Here is a 17,872-nt window from a genome sequence, read left to right as displayed (position 1 = left end):
ACTGGAGAATTGCGATGAGCATGATTGAGACAAAACTGGCCGAACTTGGCGTCACGCTGCCTGATGCACCCGCACCTGCTGCGAACTATGTGCCCTTTGTTGTGGCTGGTGATCTGGTCTACGTCTCTGGCCAAATCGCGGCAAATGCGGACGGTATGATCAAAGGCAAACTGGGTGATGACATGACCGCTGAAGACGGTGCCGCCGCCGCCCAAACCTGTGCTATCTCTCTTTTGGCACAACTGAAAGCTGCTTGCGGCGGCGACATCGACCGCCTTGTACGCGTTGTAAAATTAGTAGGCTTTGTGAACTCTACCCCCGATTTCGGCGACCAACCCAAGGTGATCAATGGCGCATCTGATTTCATGGTTGCAGCGCTGGGTGACAAAGGCCGCCATGCACGTTCCGCAGTCAGCGCTGCCAGCTTGCCGTTTGGTGTCGCGGTCGAGATCGAAGCGATCTTTCAGATCAAATGACCCTGCCCGCGTCCTTTTTTGCCCGTCCTATCACCCACCGCGCCTTGCATGATCGCAAGGCGGGGCGTGTGGAAAACAGCCTCAAGTCAATCGCGGCCGCAATAGAGGCTGGCTACGGCATCGAGATCGACGTGCAATTGACAAGTGACGGTTATGCGATGGTTTTTCACGACGATCAGCTGGATCGGCTCACCGGTGAAACCGGACCTGTTCGTCAAAAGTCGCGGCAGGAACTCGAGGCTATCGTGATATCAGGTGACGGCGGCACGATCCCGCGGCTGGAAACAGTCTTGGACATGGTTGCGGGTCAAGTCCCGCTACTCATCGAGATCAAAGACCAAGACGGCGAGATGGGTCCGGACGTCGGCCCGCTCGAAACAGCAACCTGCGCCGCGCTTAAGACCTATAAAGGCGATGTGGCGTTGATGTCATTTAACCCGCATGCCGTCGCCAAATGCGCGCAGCTGGCGCCAGATATTCCTCGCGGGATCACGACATCAAGTTACGAAGGCATCTTTTGGCCAGAAGTCCCCGCAAAAACCCGCGATATCTTGCGCGAAATACCCGATTACGACCGTGTTGGTGCCTGTTTCATCAGCCACGAATCCACCGATCTTGACCGCCCCCGCGTGGCCGAGCTGAAATCCAAGGGCGCGCACATCTTCACGTGGACCATCCGGTCAGCCGCCGAGGAAGCAAACGCACGCCGCATCGTCGATAATGTCACCTTTGAAGGCTACTTGGCTTGACGACAGCGTTGATGCACCCAAGTTGCAAGGTATGACCGACGCACCTATCGAAATCACAGCCCATCCGACCATCACCGCAATTGACGCGGCTGATTGGGATGCCTGCGCGTGCCCCGAAGCGGCAGATGGCCGCCCCAATGACCCGTTCACGACACACCGCTTTCTGAAGGCCCTTGAGGACAGCGGATCGGTCGGCCCCGGAACAGGTTGGCAGCAACGTTATCTGACAGCCAGACAGGATGGGGCTTTGATCGCAGTGGCCCCGCTTTATGCCAAGGGCCATTCACAGGGCGAATATATCTTTGATCACAACTGGGCGCATGCCTACGAAAACGCAGGTGGGCGTTATTATCCAAAGCTGCAGATCGCCGTGCCATTCACGCCTGCAACTGGCCGGCGTTTCCTGACCAAACCGGGATTTGAAGTCACAGGCATGTCTGCTTTGATCCAAGGTGCCGTTCAAATCGCTGCCGATAACGAGATTTCATCGCTGCACGCCACCTTTTGCACGCAAGCCGAAGCGCTGGCTGGCGAAGAAATGGGACTGCTGCCTCGCATTGGCCAGCAGTTTCACTGGGTGAATGACGGCTACGCTGACTTCGAAGCGTTCCTTGGGTCGTTGTCCAGCCGCAAGCGCAAGAACTTGCGCAAGGAACGCGCCACCGCCAATGATTTCGGCGGCGAGATTATCGAGCTGACCGGCGGTCAAATCCTACCAGAGCATTGGGACGCGTTTTGGGTGTTCTATCAAGATACCGGTCACCGCAAATGGGGCACGCCGTATCTGACGCGGAACTTCTTTCACTTTGCCCACCAAACACTGCGCGACGATATGCTGATGGTGCTGGCGATCCGCGATGGCAAACCCGTTGCGGGTGCTTTGAATTTCATCGGACGCGACACACTTTACGGGCGCTATTGGGGCTGTACCGAACACCATGCCTGTCTGCATTTCGAAGTGTGCTATTACCGTGCCATCGACTATGCGATCCGGCACGGCTTGGCGCGGGTCGAGGCGGGCGCGCAGGGCCAACACAAGCTTGCGCGTGGCTATCTTCCTGTGGCGACCCATTCGCTGCATTGGTTTGGCGACCCAGGCTTTAAGGACGCGGTTGCACGATATTTAGACGAAGAACGCGATGCCGTGGACCACGAGATCGAAGTACTTACTAGCTACGGCCCATTCAGAAAAACCGATATGGAGGATCATCAATGACCGATAAATTGACCACCACTGAGCGCACCGCACTGATCGACCCGCTGCTGGCAAATGGGTGGGCCATGCAAGACGGACGCGATGCAATTCAAAAGACGTTCGTCTTCATCAACTTCATCGAGGCCTTCGGTTTTATGACCCGCGCAGCACTTTGGGCGGAAAAATGGAACCATCATCCCGAATGGTCCAACGTCTATAAAACCGTAGAGGTCACCTTGACGACGCATGACGCAGATGGCCTAAGCGCGCTTGACGCCAAATTGGGCGCGAAAATGGATAGACTTGCTGGGGGCTAACTTGGAAACGCTTTTGACGACCGTGATCTGGGATGGGAAAACCATTTCTGATATTCTAACGCTGGAATTCCTGGCCTCTGCCGTGGGCAATGTCATGGCAGCTGTCACGATCCTGGTCGTTGGCTTTCTGGTCGGTGGCTGGGCGCGCCGCCGCCTGACGTCATTGGGTGGCAAGCATGCACATCTAGATATCACGCTGTTCAACTTTCTGGGAAATGTCGCCCGCTATGTTGTCATCGGTTTCGCGTTTCTCTTTGTTCTGAACACCTTCGGGGTGCAAACCACATCTGTTGTCGCAATTATTGGTGCGGCGGGTCTGGCCATTGGTCTGGCGTTGCAAGGCACGCTGTCCAACGTCGCCGCTGGCGTGATGATCGTTTTCTTCCGCCCCATCAAAATCGGCGATTTCGTCGAGGTGAACGGCCAAATGGGCACCGTCAAAGACATTACCCTGAATTGCACCGAGCTTGCTGCGATCAGTAATGTCCAAGTTATCATCCCCAACAGTCAGGTTTGGGGCAACACGATCACCAACTATTCCGCCTATGACACACGCCGCGCGGAATGGGTGTTTGGTGTGGGTTACGGCGTGAACCTCAAGGTTGCTGAAGAGGCGATTATTAAGACCATTCTTGCTGATCCTCGCGCGAAAACCGATCCGGAGCCGTTTATTCAGGTGAACAACCTTGGTGCCAGCTCTGTTGATTTTCTGGTCCGTGTCTGGTGCAACAGCGCTGATTTCTTTGCATTCCAAGCCGACATGAAACGCAAGGTTAAAGAAGCACTTGATGAAGCAGGTGTTGATATTCCATTCCCGACCCAAACCGTCGTTCACGTTCAGAAATAGACGATGCGCGCAGTCTCATACACCCATTTTGGTCCCGCTTCCGAAGTTCTGACGCTTGAAGATTTGCCGACCCCGAACCCTGCCGCCGGCGAAGTTTTGGTGCGGCTGGTAACATCAGGCGTGAACCCGTCAGACATTCGTGCCCGTGCGGGGGGGCGCCCCGGTGTGACCAAACCGCCCTTCCCCAAAATCATCCCGCACAGCGACGGCGCTGGCGTGATCGAAGCGGTCGGCGAAGGCATCGACACCGTGCGCGTCGGTGAACGGGTGTGGATTTGGAACGGCCAATGGCAACGCCCCTTTGGCACCGCCGCCGAGTACATCGCATTGCCATCTGCGCAAGCGGTCGCACTGCCTGAAAATACTTCGTTTACCCAAGGCGCTGTTCTTGGCATCCCTGCACTGACCGCGATCCACACTGTGTTGGGTGCGGGACCCGTTGCGGGCAAACAGGTTCTGGTAAGTGGTGGCGGCGGAACAGTCGGGCGACTGGCCATTCAAATCGCCGCTGCCTCTGGGGCCAAGGTCATCACAACATGCCACGGTGAAGCCGATAGTGCCGCCGCAAAATCCGCAGGCGCGCAGGCTGTCCTTGATTATCGATCACCTACGCTTGCCGACGATATTCTGGATGCGACGGGCGGCACGTTGATTGACCATGCGGTCGAAGTCGAGTTCGGTCAGAACATCGACATGCTTGCAAAAGTTATTTGCGAAGGTGGGCGCATCGTGGCCTACGGCTCTGCCCGCGATATGACGCCAACTTTGCCGTTCTATCCGCTGATGTTCAAAGCTGTGTCTATCGATCTGGCGCTGATTTATCTGTTGCGCGATCAAGAGCGAAAGATTGCGGTCGAAAACCTGACCCGTTTGCTGGCCCAAGATGCGCTTGATCTGCGGATATCAGAAACGATGCCGCTATCGGACTGCGCAAAGGCGCATGATATCGTGGCCGCTGGGGATCGTGCCGGATCAATCATCCTGACAATGTGAAAAGGGCGGCATCGCTGCCGCCCCTTGGCTTGTCAACTCATTGCTTCAAGCAAAGTCTCGCCTGCTGAAATCTCGCATTGGCCGGGGCCTGCTTCTTCGTTCAGAATTGTAACAACCCCGTTTTCGACCAGCATCGCATAGCGCTTGGAGCGCTCAACGAAACCAGCCGGGCCTGCGCTAAAGTTCATGCCAATCGCCTTGGTAAATTCGCTTTCAGCGTCGCCCAACATCGTGATGCCAGCAGCAATTGCGCCTGTATCTTCGCCCCATGCTTTCATCACGAAAGGGTCGTTGACTGACAGGCAAATGATTTCGTCCACGCCTTTGGCTTTGAACGCCTCTGCGGTGCGGATAAAGCTGGGGACGTGCGCAGTGGTGCAAGTTCCAGTATATGCGCCTGGCAATCCAAAAATAACGACTTTGCGGTCAGTCAGCTTTTCGACCATCGTTACGGATGTCGGACCGTCGTCACCCATAAGAAGCAATGTCGCGTTTGGTAAAGTGTCGCCTGTCGTGATTGTCATATTTGATACCTTTGTTCGCAATTGTGTAAGTCGTCGCTTCACATATAGAGTGCCAACGACCAAGTGCCAGAAATTCAAAGGTATTACCCATGACCCATGTCGTTATTGTTGGCGCAGGCCAAGCAGGTGCGTCCCTGGCCGCTAAATTGCGCAGCATCGGTTTTGATGGCGACATCACCCTGATTGGCGCTGAAAAAGTACCACCTTACCAACGCCCCCCCTTGTCCAAAGCTTATCTGCTGGGCGAAATGGCCGAAGAACGCCTGTACCTGCGTCCTGCAGAATTTTATGCAGATCAGAATATCACATTGCGGCTGAACACGCGCGTAACGGGCATCGACAAAGACGCCAAGACAATCACCTTGGATGATGGCGAAACGCTGGGCTACGACCAGCTTGCCCTGACACTTGGCGCGCACCCGCGCACCTTGCCTGCGTCCATTGGCGGTATGCTGGACAGTGTGTATGCCGTGCGTGATCTTGCCGATGCAGATGCGATGGCCCCTGAATTTACAGCCGGAAAACGCGTCCTCATCATCGGCGGTGGCTACATCGGACTAGAGGCGGCAGCGGTTGCCTCAAAGCTTGGCCTCACCGTGACGCTTGTTGAAATGGCTGACCGAATTTTGCAGCGCGTGGCGGCACCCGAAACTTCAGACTACTTCCGCGAGCTACACAAAGCCCACGGCGTTGATATCCGCGAAGGCGTCGGTCTTGATCGGCTACTGGGCGACGAACACGTCACTGGTGCGCGGTTGACTGATGGGACCGAATTAGAAATCGACTTTGCAGTCATTGGCGTGGGCGTAAATCCTGCAACGATCCTTGCCGACAGCGCAGGTCTGGCAATTGGCAACGGCATCACAACCGACGATCACGGGCGCACTTCTGACCCGTCAATCTGGGCCGCTGGCGACTGTGCATCATCGCAGTTCCATGGCCAAACTGTTCGCATCGAAAGCGTCGGCAACGCCATTGATCAGGCAGAGGCGATTGCGATCAATATCGCAGGCGGCGACACGCCCTACATGCCAAAACCTTGGTTCTGGTCGGATCAATATGACTGCAAACTGCAAATCGCAGGGCTAAACATCGGATATACAGACGTCTACGTTCGCAAGGGCGACGCGGGCGTGCAGTCCAACTGGTACTACAAAGATGCAACGCTTTTAGCGGTCGACGCGATGAACGACCCGCGCAACTATATGATCGGCAAACGCCTGATCGAAGCAGGTCGCAGCCCTGATCCCACACTCATCACCGACCCTGCGACTGACATGAAAGCACTATTGAAGCCGTGAGGATCATCGCAGGCACCCATCGCGGAACGACTTTGGCAGACGTCGGTAAAGGCGACGACGACGCCCACTTGCGTCCGACATCAGACCGCGTGCGCGAAAGCCTGTTTAACGTTCTGCAAGGCGGACGCTTTGGTGATCCGGTCAAAGGCGCGCGCGTGCTGGACCTGTTTGCGGGAACCGGTGCGCTGGGGCTAGAGGCACTTTCGCGCGGGGCGGTCCATGTCACGTTTGTCGATAATGGGCGGGTGGCACAAAAGCTGATCCGCGAGAATATCGCAAAACTGCGCCGCCAAAGTGATACCGCATTGCTGACCACCGATAGCGCACAACTACCTGCCGGAGGTGCCTGCGGATTGATTTTCCTCGACCCGCCTTACGGCAAGAACTTAGGTGGCAAGGCGCTGTCCGCAGCCGTGCAGAACGGCTGGATTGGCAAAGATGCGCTGATTGTCTGGGAGGAAAGCCAGCCGCAAATCGCCCCATTAGGCTTCATGCGTTTGGACCAACGCCGCTATGGTGATAGCTGGATCACCTTCCTGCGCTATCAGTCGTGATTTGCGCGACAGCCGCTTGATTGCTAAGCTTGGCACATGACCGATGCGAGCTATTTCAACACGACACCGCGTGTCGCGCGTGCAAAACCGGCCAGCATGCCGTTGCCTGCGCCTGTGCCATTCGGCGCGCCTGTCTTTATTTCAGACTGCGTGAACCCGCTGGCCGGTGAAACATTACTAAGCCTGCTGTGGAAACGCATGGACCCAGAGTCCGATCTGAAAGACTAGAGAACGTCAGCAGGAACGATCCACCAATTCGGATGCGCCGCCTGCATCGCACCTGCAACACGCCGCGCCGCATCCAATTCCTGCACCACTGCAAAACAAGTCGCTCCGGACCCTGACATCCCCGCAAAAGCAACGTCAGGCAAAGCTGAGAGGGCAGCAATCGTGGCGGCAATCTGCGGTGCGATCAATTCGGCGGGGGGCTGCAAATCGTTGCGTTGCGCTTTCAACCAATCAACAAATCCCGCGAAACCCAACCCTGCGGGCAATGGCGACATCGATGCGCCATGTTTGGTCGCCAATCCATCAAACACCGCACCCGTTGGCACATCAATAGGCGGGCGCACCAGAACCAGTGCAAACGCGGGCAATGGCGGAATAGGGGTCAGGACCTCGCCGATCTCTGACATGCGAACCGCGTTTGGCGCATGTCTGCAAACGGGAACATCAGCGCCCAGCGCTAGAACCTCTGGCACATCAGCGGCCAGCGGTTTGACATCCCAAAGTGCCGCCAGCATCCCAAGCGTCGCAGCAGCATCAGACGATCCGCTGCCGATACCTGCGGCATGTGGCAGGTTCTTTACCAGTGTCATCGCGGCACCAGCGCTAATTCCGCGCGCGGTGCGCAACGTTTGTGCTGCGCGCATCATCAGATTTGTGTCATCAACAGGCACACCCTGCGCAAAGGGGCCGCTGACGGTCAGGGTAAGATCATCGGCATGTGTTGCCGTCAGATGATCCGCGACATCGACAAACACCACCAGACTATCCAGCAGATGATAACCATCTTCGCGCTGCCCCGTCACATGCAGTGTCAGGTTTACCTTAGCCGGGGCGTCAGCTTTAGTCGTCGTCATTGGCAACACGCAACGGCGGGGCACCTTCATCAATCAAGACCAGATCCAGACCGCGGGCAAGCTTATCGCGGATACGGATCGCGTCATCTTCTTCGGGCTCAAATGACAGCGCACGTTGCCATTGAAACCGCGCTTCGGTTGCGCGGCCAACGGCCCAGAACGCGTCCCCAAGATGGTCGTTGATCACAGGGTCCAATGGCTCAAGGGATGCTGCCTGCTCAAGATGCAAAACAGCCTCGTCATAGCGGCCTAGTTGAAAATACACCCAGCCAAGACTGTCCACGATTGCCCCATTATCAGGCAGCGCGGCTGCAGCGGTTTCGATCATCGCCAGCGCCTCGTCCATCTTTTCGCCACGCTCTACCAGCGAATATCCAAGGTAATTCAGCACTTGCGGCTGATTAGGGCGCAAGGCCAGTGCCGCGCGGAAATCGACCTCCGCACCGGGCCATTCATCCAGTTGGTGCTGTGAAATCCCGCGCGTGTAGTGGATGAACCATTTGACGTTACTGGTATCATCATAAAGCTCTAGTGCGCGCCCGTAGGCTGCTTTCGCCTCCTCGAACATTTCTGCTTGGCGCAGGCTGTCGCCCTTTGCAGCATAGACTTCGGCGCGGTCGGGATAGCTACGGCTTAGTGCGTCAAGCACCTCAATCGCGGCGTCGGGCCGATCGGCGGAACGCAGTACTTCTGCGCGCCCCAGTTCAGCGGCCAGAAACGCCGGATCATCCGGACTGACAAGACTGTAAGTCCCGTTGGCAAGGTCATATTGCGCCAGTTCTTCCAGCAACCCCGCGGTCATCAAGATCGCTTGGGTATTTTCAGGCCAAAGATAGGTCGCAGCCCGCGCATAAAGCAACGTGAACTCGTCTGGGGCATCGCCCTGCAAGATGCTGGCAACCAAAAGATACAAGTCCGCCATGCCTTGCGCAGGCGTGCGCACCGCACTGTACGCAACCGAACTTCCAGCGACCAAATCGTCGCGCAATAACGTCAGACCAGGATCCAGTTCATTGCCAAACACGCGGTCCATAAAGTCCACCGCGGCATCATTCTGGCCAAGCTGGCTTAGGATTTGCGCATAGGCAATTACGCTTTGTCGGCTAAATCGCAGCCCTGGATTGTCGCGAAAAATCGCCTCTGCACCTTCAAAGTCGCCGACAGACGCCAAGGCATATGCTTTGTGGGTCAACCCGTAGACCGCCATGCCTTCACCGGCGATCACTGCATCAAAGCCCGCCAATGCACGGGTAATGTCACCCGCGCCCAAGTGGGCCCAAGCCACAGATAGCCCATCCACAAGCGGCGAAATATCGCGTCCTGCATCCAGTGCCGCGACAAGTTCAGCCCAGTTTTCGGCACGTACATCCGCCAAGGTCATCGTCAGATGAGCAATGGGGTTGTCGTGACCTTGATCGAACATAGCGCGCGCCACAGGCACCGCGCGGTCGATCTGGCCAAGCGCGACCAGCGCCCGCATTGCATTTTCCTGCAGCACCACATTTGTAGGATCGGCCAAGAGGGCTTTGGTCAAGAAACGCGCGCTTGTGGTAAAATCGTTTACGCTGTCGGCCTGCCGTCCGGCCAGATAGGCCCCCGCATCAGGATCAGCAATCGCAGGCCCGGATCCCAATAGAACGCAGGCAAAACAAGTGGCAGTAAATAAACGTTTCAGCACAGTCTGGTATCACCTTTTGATCGTATTGCCGGCACCCTAGCCAGTCTGGGGCGACGATGTAAATCACACAAAACCGTGACGAAAAAGCGCTGCACAAGGCCTATCGGTTATGCCTGACGTAGTCCGCTTTTGGAAAAACAAAAGGACAGGTCGTTTGACCTGTCCCTTGCCCTGCCAATACTGCTCGCACACGTCTATTAATAATGACGCTTCGCGTTAGGGGTGATTCTAATCGCATGAGTGATTCGCAGTCAAGCCACTGATTCGTTTTGTGGTCAACTTGTTGGCGTGTAAACGCGGCAAAGCGGATCAACGGGCACGGGGCTCACGAGGAAAGGTGTCTCTGGTGGCATGCCGCTTGCTTCGACCCAAACGCCATTCAAACAAAAATCCTGCGCATAATTCCCAAGATTAAAACCAAAGCCGGGTGTACCGCAGTCATCCGCATCGCCATTCGCGTTCCACGCCTGACTAACCCCAAGCCCCAAATCACCCGGTGTCATAAATTCGCGGCGCGCGGGATCAAAATTCAAAAACCAACTGGCACCTTCAACACGCGTCGCCATATCCCATTTGCCCAAAAGGCTGCCATTTTGATAGCCCGCGATCTTGAACAGACTTACGTCATCATGTGTGACGATCGGTTTGTTCAACGCGGCAGGGTCAATCGTCATCTGACCGGTCATCGTGTAACCGTTCGCGCCTTGCCAGCAGAAATAGAAATCCGCCGCGTGGGCTTGCGTCGACAAAAGCGACAAGACAAATGCCGCCCCGCGTATCATGCCCCGTTTTCGCGCATCACATGACCTGCAAGATAAAGCGAGCCGCATATCAAAATCCGGGCATGTGGGTCTTTGGCCGTAATCGCACTGATCGCCGCTTGGACATGAGGTGCAACATCAGCCGTCATGCCAACTTGGCGCGCATGATCGGCTGTTTTTTCGGCGGGGATAGTGTTCGCCTCACCTGGTATTGAGACGGCTGTCAGCGTTTCGGTCACTGTCGCCAACGGGGCCAAGTAACCGCCGATGTCTTTGGTGTTCAGCATCCCGCAAATCAAATGCGTCGGGCGTTTGGGTTGGGCGCGCAGTGTTTCCGCCAACGCACGTCCGGCAGCCGGATTATGTCCACCATCCAGCCACAACTCTGCCGGGGCGGCCAAATCAACCAACGGCCCGGCGGTCAGTTTTTCCATCCGCGCGGGCCAATAGGCTTGGGTCACGGCAGCCTCGCATGCGTCATCGTCTTTGCCCAATTCGCGCAAGGCGGCAATCGCCGCACCCGCGTTCATAACCTGATGCGGTCCGGGCAAGTTGGGCAGCGGAAGGTCAAGCAAACCGCGTTCGTCTTGATAAATCAGACGACCGCGCTCTGTGCTGACATGCCAGTGCTGACCGTACGCCAAAAGCGGGGCACCAAGACGTGCCGCATGACGTTCGATCACATCCATGCTTTCGTCGTGTTGCGGGCCAACGACGCAAGGCACGCCGCGCTTGATGATGCCTGCTTTTTCACCTGCAATCGCGCCCAGCGTGTCACCAAGGTATTGCTGATGGTCTAGATCGACAGGCGTTATGATGGTCACAGCGGGTTTTGCGATGACGTTCGTTGCATCCAAACGCCCCCCCAATCCGACCTCTAACAGGGTGTAATCGGCGGGCGTTTGCGCAAAAGCCAAAAGCCCAGCAACAGTCGTAATCTCGAAATAAGTAATCGTGTCCGTGCCATTGGCGACATAGCAACGGTCCAGCACATCGGTCAGTGCTTCTTCTGATATCAGCGTGCCAGCCAGCCTTATGCGTTCATGAAACCGTGCCAAATGCGGTGACGTATAAGCGTGAACAGCGGCGCCGCCTGCCTCTAGCCCGGCACGGATCATCGCTTGGGTTGATCCTTTGCCATTGGTGCCCGCGATGTGGATTACCGGCGGCAAGCGGTCCTGCGGATTGTCGAGGGTCGCCAACAAGCGCCAAACACGATCCATGGTCAGGTCAATGATCTTGGGGTGCAAGGCCATCATCCGGTCAAGGATCACATCAGACGACTGCGTCACTTTGCTGCTTCCGACGCCGCAATTTCTTCTGCAGCGCCTGACTGGATTTCAGGCGCAGGCAAATCACCTTTGACCGGCGCGGACTGCTTCATCAGTAAACGTACAATCGTGACAAGCTCGCCCTTGAGGTCCGTGCGCTTTGTCACGCGGTCCAGCATGCCGTGATCCAGCAAGTATTCGGCACGCTGGAAACCTTCGGGCAGTTTTTCACCAATGGTTTGTTCAATCACGCGCGCGCCGGCAAAACCAATCAAGGCATTGGGCTCGGCAATCTGCACATCGCCCAACATCGCATAAGATGCTGTCACACCACCGGTCGTGGGATGCGTCAGCACTACAATATAGGGCAGGCCCGCTTCTTTGAGCATTTGCACTGCAATGGTCGTGCGCGGCATTTGCATCAGGCCCAAGATACCTTCTTGCATGCGCGCGCCACCGGCGGCGGAAAACAGGATCAATGGACGCTTGAGCGCAACCGCGCGTTCCGCGGCGGCGATAATGGCATTGCCGACGAACATCGACATTGATCCGCCCATAAACGAAAAGTCCTGCACGGCAACCACGACGCCAGTGCGGCCCATCTCGCCTTCGGCGACCAGCATCGCATCTTTTTCGCCGGTCTTCTTGCGGGCTTCTTTGATGCGATCCGTATAGCGTTTCTGGTCACGGAAATGCAGCGGATCGGCTACAGGCTCGGGCACCGCGACGTCCACAAAAACACCGCCGTCAAAGATAGAACGCAACCTGTCACGCGCGCCAATCGCCATATGGTGATCGCAATTGGTGCAAACATTCAGATTGTCGGCAAGTTCGCGGTGAAACAGCATTGTTCCGCATTCGTTACACTTAGTCCAAAGATTATCCGGCACCTCGCGGCGCGAAAACAGCGAGTTGATCGTGGGGCGGACGTAATTGGTGATCCAGTTCATGAGCAAGCCTTTAGACGAGTTTCCCATCCGAGATATGACGGGTCGGAATGAATTGCAATCAACGCTTCAATGCAACGCGTGCCGCAACCCACATGATAAATATTGTGATAAGCAAGGTTATAAGTTGAAAAATAACCCAAGGACTGAACAAAGCCTCTGCATCCAGCGCATAAAGCGCAGGATCCTCATAGGGATATAAGAACAGCGCGACACCGGACGCAGGCCAGCCTTCAACGGCAACAATCAACAAAGCAAAAGCGTTGTTGGCTAGATGCAAGCCAATCGCGGCCCCAAGATTGCCGGTCCGCGCCGTCAGGTCAGCGCAGGCAATCCCAAGCGTTGCGGCCCAAATCGCCCAGATAATGCCATCTGCAGCGCCATTGCCATTCCAATAATGCAGCCCGCCAAACATCAAAGATGGCAGGACCATCCACGCCCAACGGCTTGATGACAAGCATGCAAATTGTTGCTGCAAATAGCCGCGAAAGAACATTTCTTCGGTGCCCACTTGGATCAGCAACACAACCAGTGCCATCGGGATCAGCGCCAGCCAGACCCCGAAATTACGAACCATGGCAAGATCGGCAGTGTCGATCCATGGTGGGAAAACTTCGAGCACAAGCAGCCAAAAACCGACCAAGACTGCGACATTGGTCAAATCACGCTTTGCTGCGGCAGCTGGACCAATTAGTGACCAAAATCCACGTCCATGCAAAAGCTGCAGCAGGATGACAAATCCGGCCGCAGCCACACCAAAGGATGCAAACTGCGCCAAAGTGCCGAATGCGGATGTGCCTTCGTAAAAGGCGGCGGACAATTCCGGACTGGGCAGCACGCTCGCGAAAACCGACGGTGACAGCATGAAAACCACCTCGAACGCGACTATCATCACTATTACCCGCCATAAGTCGCGCGCGGCCCATGCTGGCCGAATAAAGTCGCGATGTGCGGCGTAAGGATCACTCATGCCGGACACTAGGCCGCGCCGCACGTCAGTCGCAACCGCCACTTGAAGGCTTGCGCAGGGCTTGCCCACTATTTAGACCTCTCTCAACAGTTTTGCAGGAGAATTCAGATGTCCAAAGACAAGGTCGATAAAACCAACCTTCCATCCCGCCACGTCACCGAAGGCCCATCACGTGCGCCGCACCGGTCGTACTTCTACGCGATGGGTCTGGACGAAGAGGCAATCGCACAGCCTTGGGTCGGTGTCGCCACCTGCTGGAACGAAGCCGCACCTTGCAATATCTCGCTGAACCGTCAGGCGCAGGCTGTAAAGCTAGGCGTCAAAAAGGGCTACGGCACGCCGCGTGAATTCACGACGATCACCGTTACCGACGGCATCGCGATGGGCCACGAAGGGATGCGGTCGTCACTGGCATCACGCGACGCGATTGCGGACACGGTTGAACTAACAATGCGAGGCCACTGCTATGACGCGATTGTGGGCCTTGCGGGTTGCGACAAATCTTTGCCGGGTATGATGATGGCGATGGTCCGTCTGAACACTCCGTCAGTCTTTATCTACGGTGGGTCCATCCTGCCGGGCCGTTTGGCGGGCAAAGACGTGACCGTCCAAGACGTGTTCGAAGCTGTTGGCAAACACCAAGCCGGCAACATGACTGACGCGGAGCTTGAAATCCTGGAACGCGTGGCCTGCCCATCTGCGGGCGCATGTGGCGGCCAGTTTACCGCCAACACTATGGCGTGCGTTTCCGAAGCCATCGGCCTTGCGCTGATGAATTCGTCGGGCGCGCCTGCACCTTACGAAAGCCGCGACCAATACGGTGTGGCCTCTGGCGAAGCTGTGATGCAACTGATCTCAAAGAACATCCGCGCGCGCGATATCGTGACACGCAAATCGCTTGAAAACGCGGCCCGCGTTGTGGCTTGCACAGGTGGGTCCACCAACGCCGGCCTGCACCTGCCCGCGATTGCACACGAAGCGGGTATCGATTTCGACTTACAAGACGTGTGCGAGATTTTCCGCGACACCCCGTACTTCGTTAACCTTAAGCCGGGCGGCGATTACGTAGCAAAGGACCTTTACGAAGCGGGCGGCGTACCAGTTGTTCTCAAAGAACTGCGCAAAGCTGGCCTGATTCACGAAGATTGCATGACAGCGACAGGCCGCACGATGGGCGAAGAGCTTGATATGATCAAAGGCAATGCAGACGGCAAAGTCATCTATCCGGTTGAAACTCCGATCACTCCGACCGGTGGCGTTGTTGGCCTGCAAGGCAACCTTGCCCCCGAAGGCGCAATCGTCAAAGTCGCGGGCATGTCCGCAGACGAACAAGTCTTTACCGGCCCTGCGCGCGTATTTGAATGCGAAGAAGACGCATTCGAAGGCGTCAAAGCACGCGCCTATGAAGAAGGCGAAGTTCTGGTCATCCGCAACGAAGGCCCTTCAGGTGGTCCGGGCATGCGCGAAATGCTGGCAACAACGGCGGCCCTATCCGGTCAAGGCATGGGCAAAAAAGTAGCACTGATCACCGATGGTCGTTTCTCGGGTGCGACACGCGGTTTCTGTGTTGGGCACGTAGGTCCAGAGGCGGCACATGCAGGGCCAATCGGACTGCTCGAGAATGGCGATATGATCACCATTGATGCGGTCAAGGGCGTGCTAAGCGTTGACCTGACTGACGAAGAACTAGCGACACGCAAAGCCAACTGGAAGGGCCCGAAAGAAACGATCTACGCTTCGGGCGCTTTGTGGAAATATGCGCAGCTTGTCGGCGGCGCACGGCTTGGGGCTGTCACGCATCCGGGCGCAAAGCAAGAAAAGCACATCTATATGGATCTTTGATCCCATGATGCGCGCAAGCGTTGGATTGTGCGGGATGTTGGCTATTGCAGCCTGCACCCCGCCTGCCCCATCGCAGTCAGTCACTTTGGCAGATGGTGCGATTCTGGCGACCCCACCTGCGGGGTATTGTGTCGATAATCTTGCCAGCCAACCGCGCCGCGACTTCGCCGTGATTGCACCTTGCGTGACGCTTGGCGGCACCCAAGATACGCCCGCAGTCATCGGCATGGCCACCATTCAAGTCGGCCCCGATAACAGCGGCAGCATTGCCCAAGACGAAATCGCTTTGCGTGACTTCTTGATCACCGATGCCGGCGCTGGCTTGCTAAGCCAGCAAGGCGACGCGAGCGACGTAACAATCCTTTCGACCCAAGCGTTCAACGACCAAGTTATGGTTCATTTCGCCGACGCAGGCGCGCCCCCGATCGCTGGATTGCAAGCTGAAGAATGGCGCGCCTTTCGTGACATCGACGGCCGGCTTGTCACGATAGGAGTGCGCGGATTATCTGCAGCACCTTTACGCGATGGGCCAGGAGCAGGTTTGCTGAAACTGGTTCTTGCCGGTGTGCAAAGCACCAGCGACGATACCGACGAGGACAATCCAGACGCCTAAGGCTGTTATCTTGCATGCGCAGATGTCAAACTAAGCGCGACACAATAGGACTGCCGCAATTATGCTTTTTTCACCTCACGGGATGATCGGGCGCTTTCTACACCGCCGCTCTGTCGCGCGGTGGAAGGCGACAATGCGCCAAGCGGGCGATGTCGATTTGACCTCTCTCGAGACACAAAGCCAAATGGCTCAAAAGCTGGTTCGCCATGTGCGCAACTTCCAAGCCGAAGCCGAAAGCCGTCTTGCATTGCCGCGTCCCGGATCGACGACGTTTCCGCGGCCTTCGGGCACTGATTGGGCGTGGCGTCCAAAACTCTGGCGGTCCGCTTATGCCCAAGGTGGGCTGGCACCCGCAATGCCCAAAGATAACATGACCAATGAAGTCGTGATCTTTCACGATTGCAAAAGCGCCGAGATCACCCTGCGGCAAATCAGAAACATACGCGAAATTGATCTTTCACCCTACGGATTGGCTATTGAAGCATTTCATTTTGATGGAAATTATCTTTCGATAGTGATCGAAGTACCGCCCGATTCATGCAAGGGACTGCGCAGAAAACACCTGATCCGCTTTGCCGCGGTGATCGAACGCGAACGTCCTTCTAGGATCTACGCGCGGCTGAACGTCAAGCACGGCCCGAACACCGAACAGCTTTTGCTGACCCTACCGGACGATCAGGCTGAAACGATGGTTGAATTCGATCTCGCCTATAGCCAGCTGAACGAGCAGCGTGCGGACAAAATGTGGGTGGATCTCATGATCGAAAGTCCCGCAATGAACAAAATTACATTCCGCGACCTGACCCTGTGCCGCTATCCGCGCGCCGAGATTTAGACAAAGGACATAGCCCCGCGATGACCCAACACCAGATCATCAACACCCAAATCCGCGCAGGCGTTTGGGAGGGCGAATTGTCCGGCACAGCAACAGCGGAACCCGATATCAAAGTTGCGCACCAAGGCGTTTCTCTTGAAAACGTGACATACAGCTTTGACAGCGCCCGCGCGATGTGGCTGATCAAAGCCCCCATTCCGCCGCAGTTGATCAACGACGGCTTGCAGACCTTTACGGTTAGTAACAACGACATCGTCATCGCTCATTTCACACTTCTGGCTGGCGACGCGTTAGAGGATGATCTGCGTGCAGAAATCAGTTTGCTACGCAGCGAGCTCGACATTCTGAAATCAGCCTTTCGAAAACACTGCGCGCAAGGCTGAACGTACGTCGGAACCTCAGGTTCAGATCACATTAATTCAGCAGATAAACTCATTGTCAGAATGAAAACCAAGTCAGTCTTTGATGCGTAAAGATACCATTATCAAAGACTAGAAAGGTCACACAATGAACCGTCGTTTTGCTATCAAGTCCGCTATTCTTGCCTTTGGCGTTGCCGCAGCTGCCGCATGTGCCCCGATGATGGAGAAAGAACCAGACATCGTCGACATCGCCGCATCCAACGGTAATTTTAGCACATTGGTCGCAGCTGTTACCGCTGCGGGCCTTGTTGATACCCTCAAAGGCGACGGTCCATTCACCGTATTCGCACCGACTGACGCAGCTTTCGCAGCCCTGCCAGAGGGCACAGTGGAATCGCTGTTGCTGCCAGAAAACAAAGATACGCTGGTATCAATCCTTACGTACCACGTCGTTCCAGGTGCAGTCACATCCGACGCGCTTGCAGGTCAGCGTTTGAGCGTTGCAACGGTTAATGGTGCGGACGTGCACATCGACGGCCGTAATGGCGTGAAGGT

General features: G+C 56.2%; 21 protein-coding genes. 14 read left to right on the top strand and 7 right to left on the bottom strand.

The genetic code is table 11. The features are described 5' to 3' along the window. Positions 1-14 precede the first annotated feature (14 nt). The 6 genes from QZ197_RS04265 to QZ197_RS04240 are packed head-to-tail and all read left to right on the top strand — an operon-like array spanning position 15 to position 4,577. Positions 15-476 carry a RidA family protein gene (locus QZ197_RS04265; protein ID WP_296430408.1) on the top strand — a complete coding sequence of 154 codons (462 nt, stop codon included), beginning with the start codon at positions 15-17 and terminating at the stop codon, positions 474-476. After that, entirely contained in the window at positions 473-1,225 is a 753-nt protein-coding gene (locus QZ197_RS04260; protein WP_296430406.1) for a glycerophosphodiester phosphodiesterase family protein, read from the top strand. The genes QZ197_RS04265 and QZ197_RS04260 overlap by 4 nt, the downstream gene beginning before the upstream one ends. A gap of 31 nt (positions 1,226-1,256) precedes the next feature. After that, positions 1,257-2,441 (top strand): GNAT family N-acetyltransferase, encoded by a 1,185-nt coding sequence (locus tag QZ197_RS04255; protein WP_296430404.1) that lies wholly within the window; start codon positions 1,257-1,259, stop codon positions 2,439-2,441. Then, positions 2,438-2,737: a 4a-hydroxytetrahydrobiopterin dehydratase gene (locus QZ197_RS04250; protein ID WP_272146519.1), complete on the top strand. Its 300-nt coding sequence runs from the start codon at positions 2,438-2,440 to the stop codon at positions 2,735-2,737. Before QZ197_RS04255 ends, QZ197_RS04250 begins: the two co-directional genes overlap by 4 nt. A gap of 1 nt (position 2,738) precedes the next feature. Further along, on the top strand, positions 2,739-3,584 hold the full coding sequence (locus QZ197_RS04245) for a mechanosensitive ion channel domain-containing protein (protein WP_272146520.1): 846 nt from the start codon (positions 2,739-2,741) through the stop codon (positions 3,582-3,584). Between the two features lie 3 nt (positions 3,585-3,587). Continuing rightward, entirely contained in the window at positions 3,588-4,577 is a 990-nt protein-coding gene (locus QZ197_RS04240; RefSeq protein ID WP_296430401.1) for an NADPH:quinone reductase, read from the top strand. A 32-nt stretch (positions 4,578-4,609) separates the two neighbouring features. Here QZ197_RS04240 and QZ197_RS04235 read toward each other — a convergent pair whose 3' ends face one another. Then, positions 4,610-5,101 (bottom strand): peroxiredoxin, encoded by a 492-nt coding sequence (locus tag QZ197_RS04235; protein ID WP_272146517.1) that lies wholly within the window; start codon positions 5,099-5,101, stop codon positions 4,610-4,612. A gap of 89 nt (positions 5,102-5,190) precedes the next feature. On the opposite strand from QZ197_RS04235, the gene QZ197_RS04230 reads away from it, so the two are divergent. Genes QZ197_RS04230 through QZ197_RS04220 form a run of 3 tightly spaced genes read left to right on the top strand, consistent with a single transcriptional unit; the run spans position 5,191 to position 7,184 of the window. After that, a complete protein-coding gene (locus QZ197_RS04230; protein WP_296430397.1) occupies positions 5,191-6,402 on the top strand; it encodes an FAD-dependent oxidoreductase in 1,212 nt (403 codons plus the stop codon). Continuing rightward, positions 6,399-6,956 carry a 16S rRNA (guanine(966)-N(2))-methyltransferase RsmD gene (gene rsmD, locus QZ197_RS04225; protein ID WP_296430395.1) on the top strand — a complete coding sequence of 186 codons (558 nt, stop codon included), beginning with the start codon at positions 6,399-6,401 and terminating at the stop codon, positions 6,954-6,956. Before QZ197_RS04230 ends, rsmD begins: the two co-directional genes overlap by 4 nt. Positions 6,957-6,992: 36 nt before the next feature. Then, complete coding sequence (locus tag QZ197_RS04220) at positions 6,993-7,184, top strand: hypothetical protein (RefSeq protein WP_272146514.1); 192 nt, start codon at positions 6,993-6,995, stop codon at positions 7,182-7,184. On the opposite strand, the gene QZ197_RS04215 is transcribed toward QZ197_RS04220, so the two are convergent. The 6 genes from QZ197_RS04215 to QZ197_RS04190 all read right to left on the bottom strand — a co-directional run bounded on the left by QZ197_RS04215 (position 7,181) and on the right by QZ197_RS04190 (position 13,665). Further along, positions 7,181-8,038: a 4-(cytidine 5'-diphospho)-2-C-methyl-D-erythritol kinase gene (locus QZ197_RS04215; RefSeq protein ID WP_296430390.1), complete on the bottom strand. Its 858-nt coding sequence runs from the start codon at positions 8,036-8,038 to the stop codon at positions 7,181-7,183. The two genes, QZ197_RS04220 and QZ197_RS04215, sit on opposite strands and share 4 nt — an antisense overlap. Next, positions 8,025-9,716, bottom strand: coding sequence for a tetratricopeptide repeat protein (locus QZ197_RS04210; RefSeq protein ID WP_296430388.1), 1,692 nt, complete (start codon positions 9,714-9,716; stop codon positions 8,025-8,027). Before QZ197_RS04210 ends, QZ197_RS04215 begins: the two co-directional genes overlap by 14 nt. Positions 9,717-9,991: 275 nt before the next feature. Further along, positions 9,992-10,498 carry a hypothetical protein gene (locus QZ197_RS04205; RefSeq protein WP_296430385.1) on the bottom strand — a complete coding sequence of 169 codons (507 nt, stop codon included), beginning with the start codon at positions 10,496-10,498 and terminating at the stop codon, positions 9,992-9,994. Continuing rightward, positions 10,495-11,769, bottom strand: a complete 1,275-nt coding sequence (locus tag QZ197_RS04200) for a folylpolyglutamate synthase/dihydrofolate synthase family protein (protein ID WP_296430380.1) — start codon at positions 11,767-11,769, stop codon at positions 10,495-10,497. Before QZ197_RS04200 ends, QZ197_RS04205 begins: the two co-directional genes overlap by 4 nt. Continuing rightward, on the bottom strand, positions 11,766-12,698 hold the full coding sequence (gene accD / locus QZ197_RS04195; protein WP_296430377.1) for an acetyl-CoA carboxylase, carboxyltransferase subunit beta: 933 nt from the start codon (positions 12,696-12,698) through the stop codon (positions 11,766-11,768). The genes QZ197_RS04200 and accD overlap by 4 nt, the downstream gene beginning before the upstream one ends. 58 nt (positions 12,699-12,756) lie before the next feature. Then, positions 12,757-13,665 carry a CPBP family intramembrane glutamic endopeptidase gene (locus QZ197_RS04190; protein WP_296430374.1) on the bottom strand — a complete coding sequence of 303 codons (909 nt, stop codon included), beginning with the start codon at positions 13,663-13,665 and terminating at the stop codon, positions 12,757-12,759. A gap of 108 nt (positions 13,666-13,773) precedes the next feature. On the opposite strand from QZ197_RS04190, the gene ilvD reads away from it, so the two are divergent. The 5 genes from ilvD to QZ197_RS04165 form a co-directional block, all read left to right on the top strand. Continuing rightward, positions 13,774-15,507, top strand: a complete 1,734-nt coding sequence (gene ilvD / locus QZ197_RS04185; protein ID WP_272146563.1) for a dihydroxy-acid dehydratase — start codon at positions 13,774-13,776, stop codon at positions 15,505-15,507. A 4-nt stretch (positions 15,508-15,511) separates the two neighbouring features. Continuing rightward, positions 15,512-16,120, top strand: a complete 609-nt coding sequence (locus QZ197_RS04180; RefSeq protein WP_296430371.1) for a dihydroxy-acid dehydratase — start codon at positions 15,512-15,514, stop codon at positions 16,118-16,120. A 61-nt stretch (positions 16,121-16,181) separates the two neighbouring features. Further along, positions 16,182-16,955 (top strand): DUF6478 family protein, encoded by a 774-nt coding sequence (locus QZ197_RS04175; RefSeq protein WP_296430368.1) that lies wholly within the window; start codon positions 16,182-16,184, stop codon positions 16,953-16,955. Between the two features lie 20 nt (positions 16,956-16,975). After that, positions 16,976-17,338: a hypothetical protein gene (locus QZ197_RS04170; protein WP_272146637.1), complete on the top strand. Its 363-nt coding sequence runs from the start codon at positions 16,976-16,978 to the stop codon at positions 17,336-17,338. Between the two features lie 124 nt (positions 17,339-17,462). After that, positions 17,463-17,872: fasciclin domain-containing protein (locus tag QZ197_RS04165; protein ID WP_296430366.1), on the top strand; the 410-nt coding region annotated here is incomplete at its 3' end.

Origin of the sequence: Yoonia sp. (assembly GCF_017854415.1) — a bacterium.
Lineage (GTDB): Bacteria > Pseudomonadota > Alphaproteobacteria > Rhodobacterales > Rhodobacteraceae > Yoonia.
The sequence above is the reverse complement of the archived record's forward strand: the minus strand, read 5'-3'. Positions and strand labels throughout refer to the sequence as shown.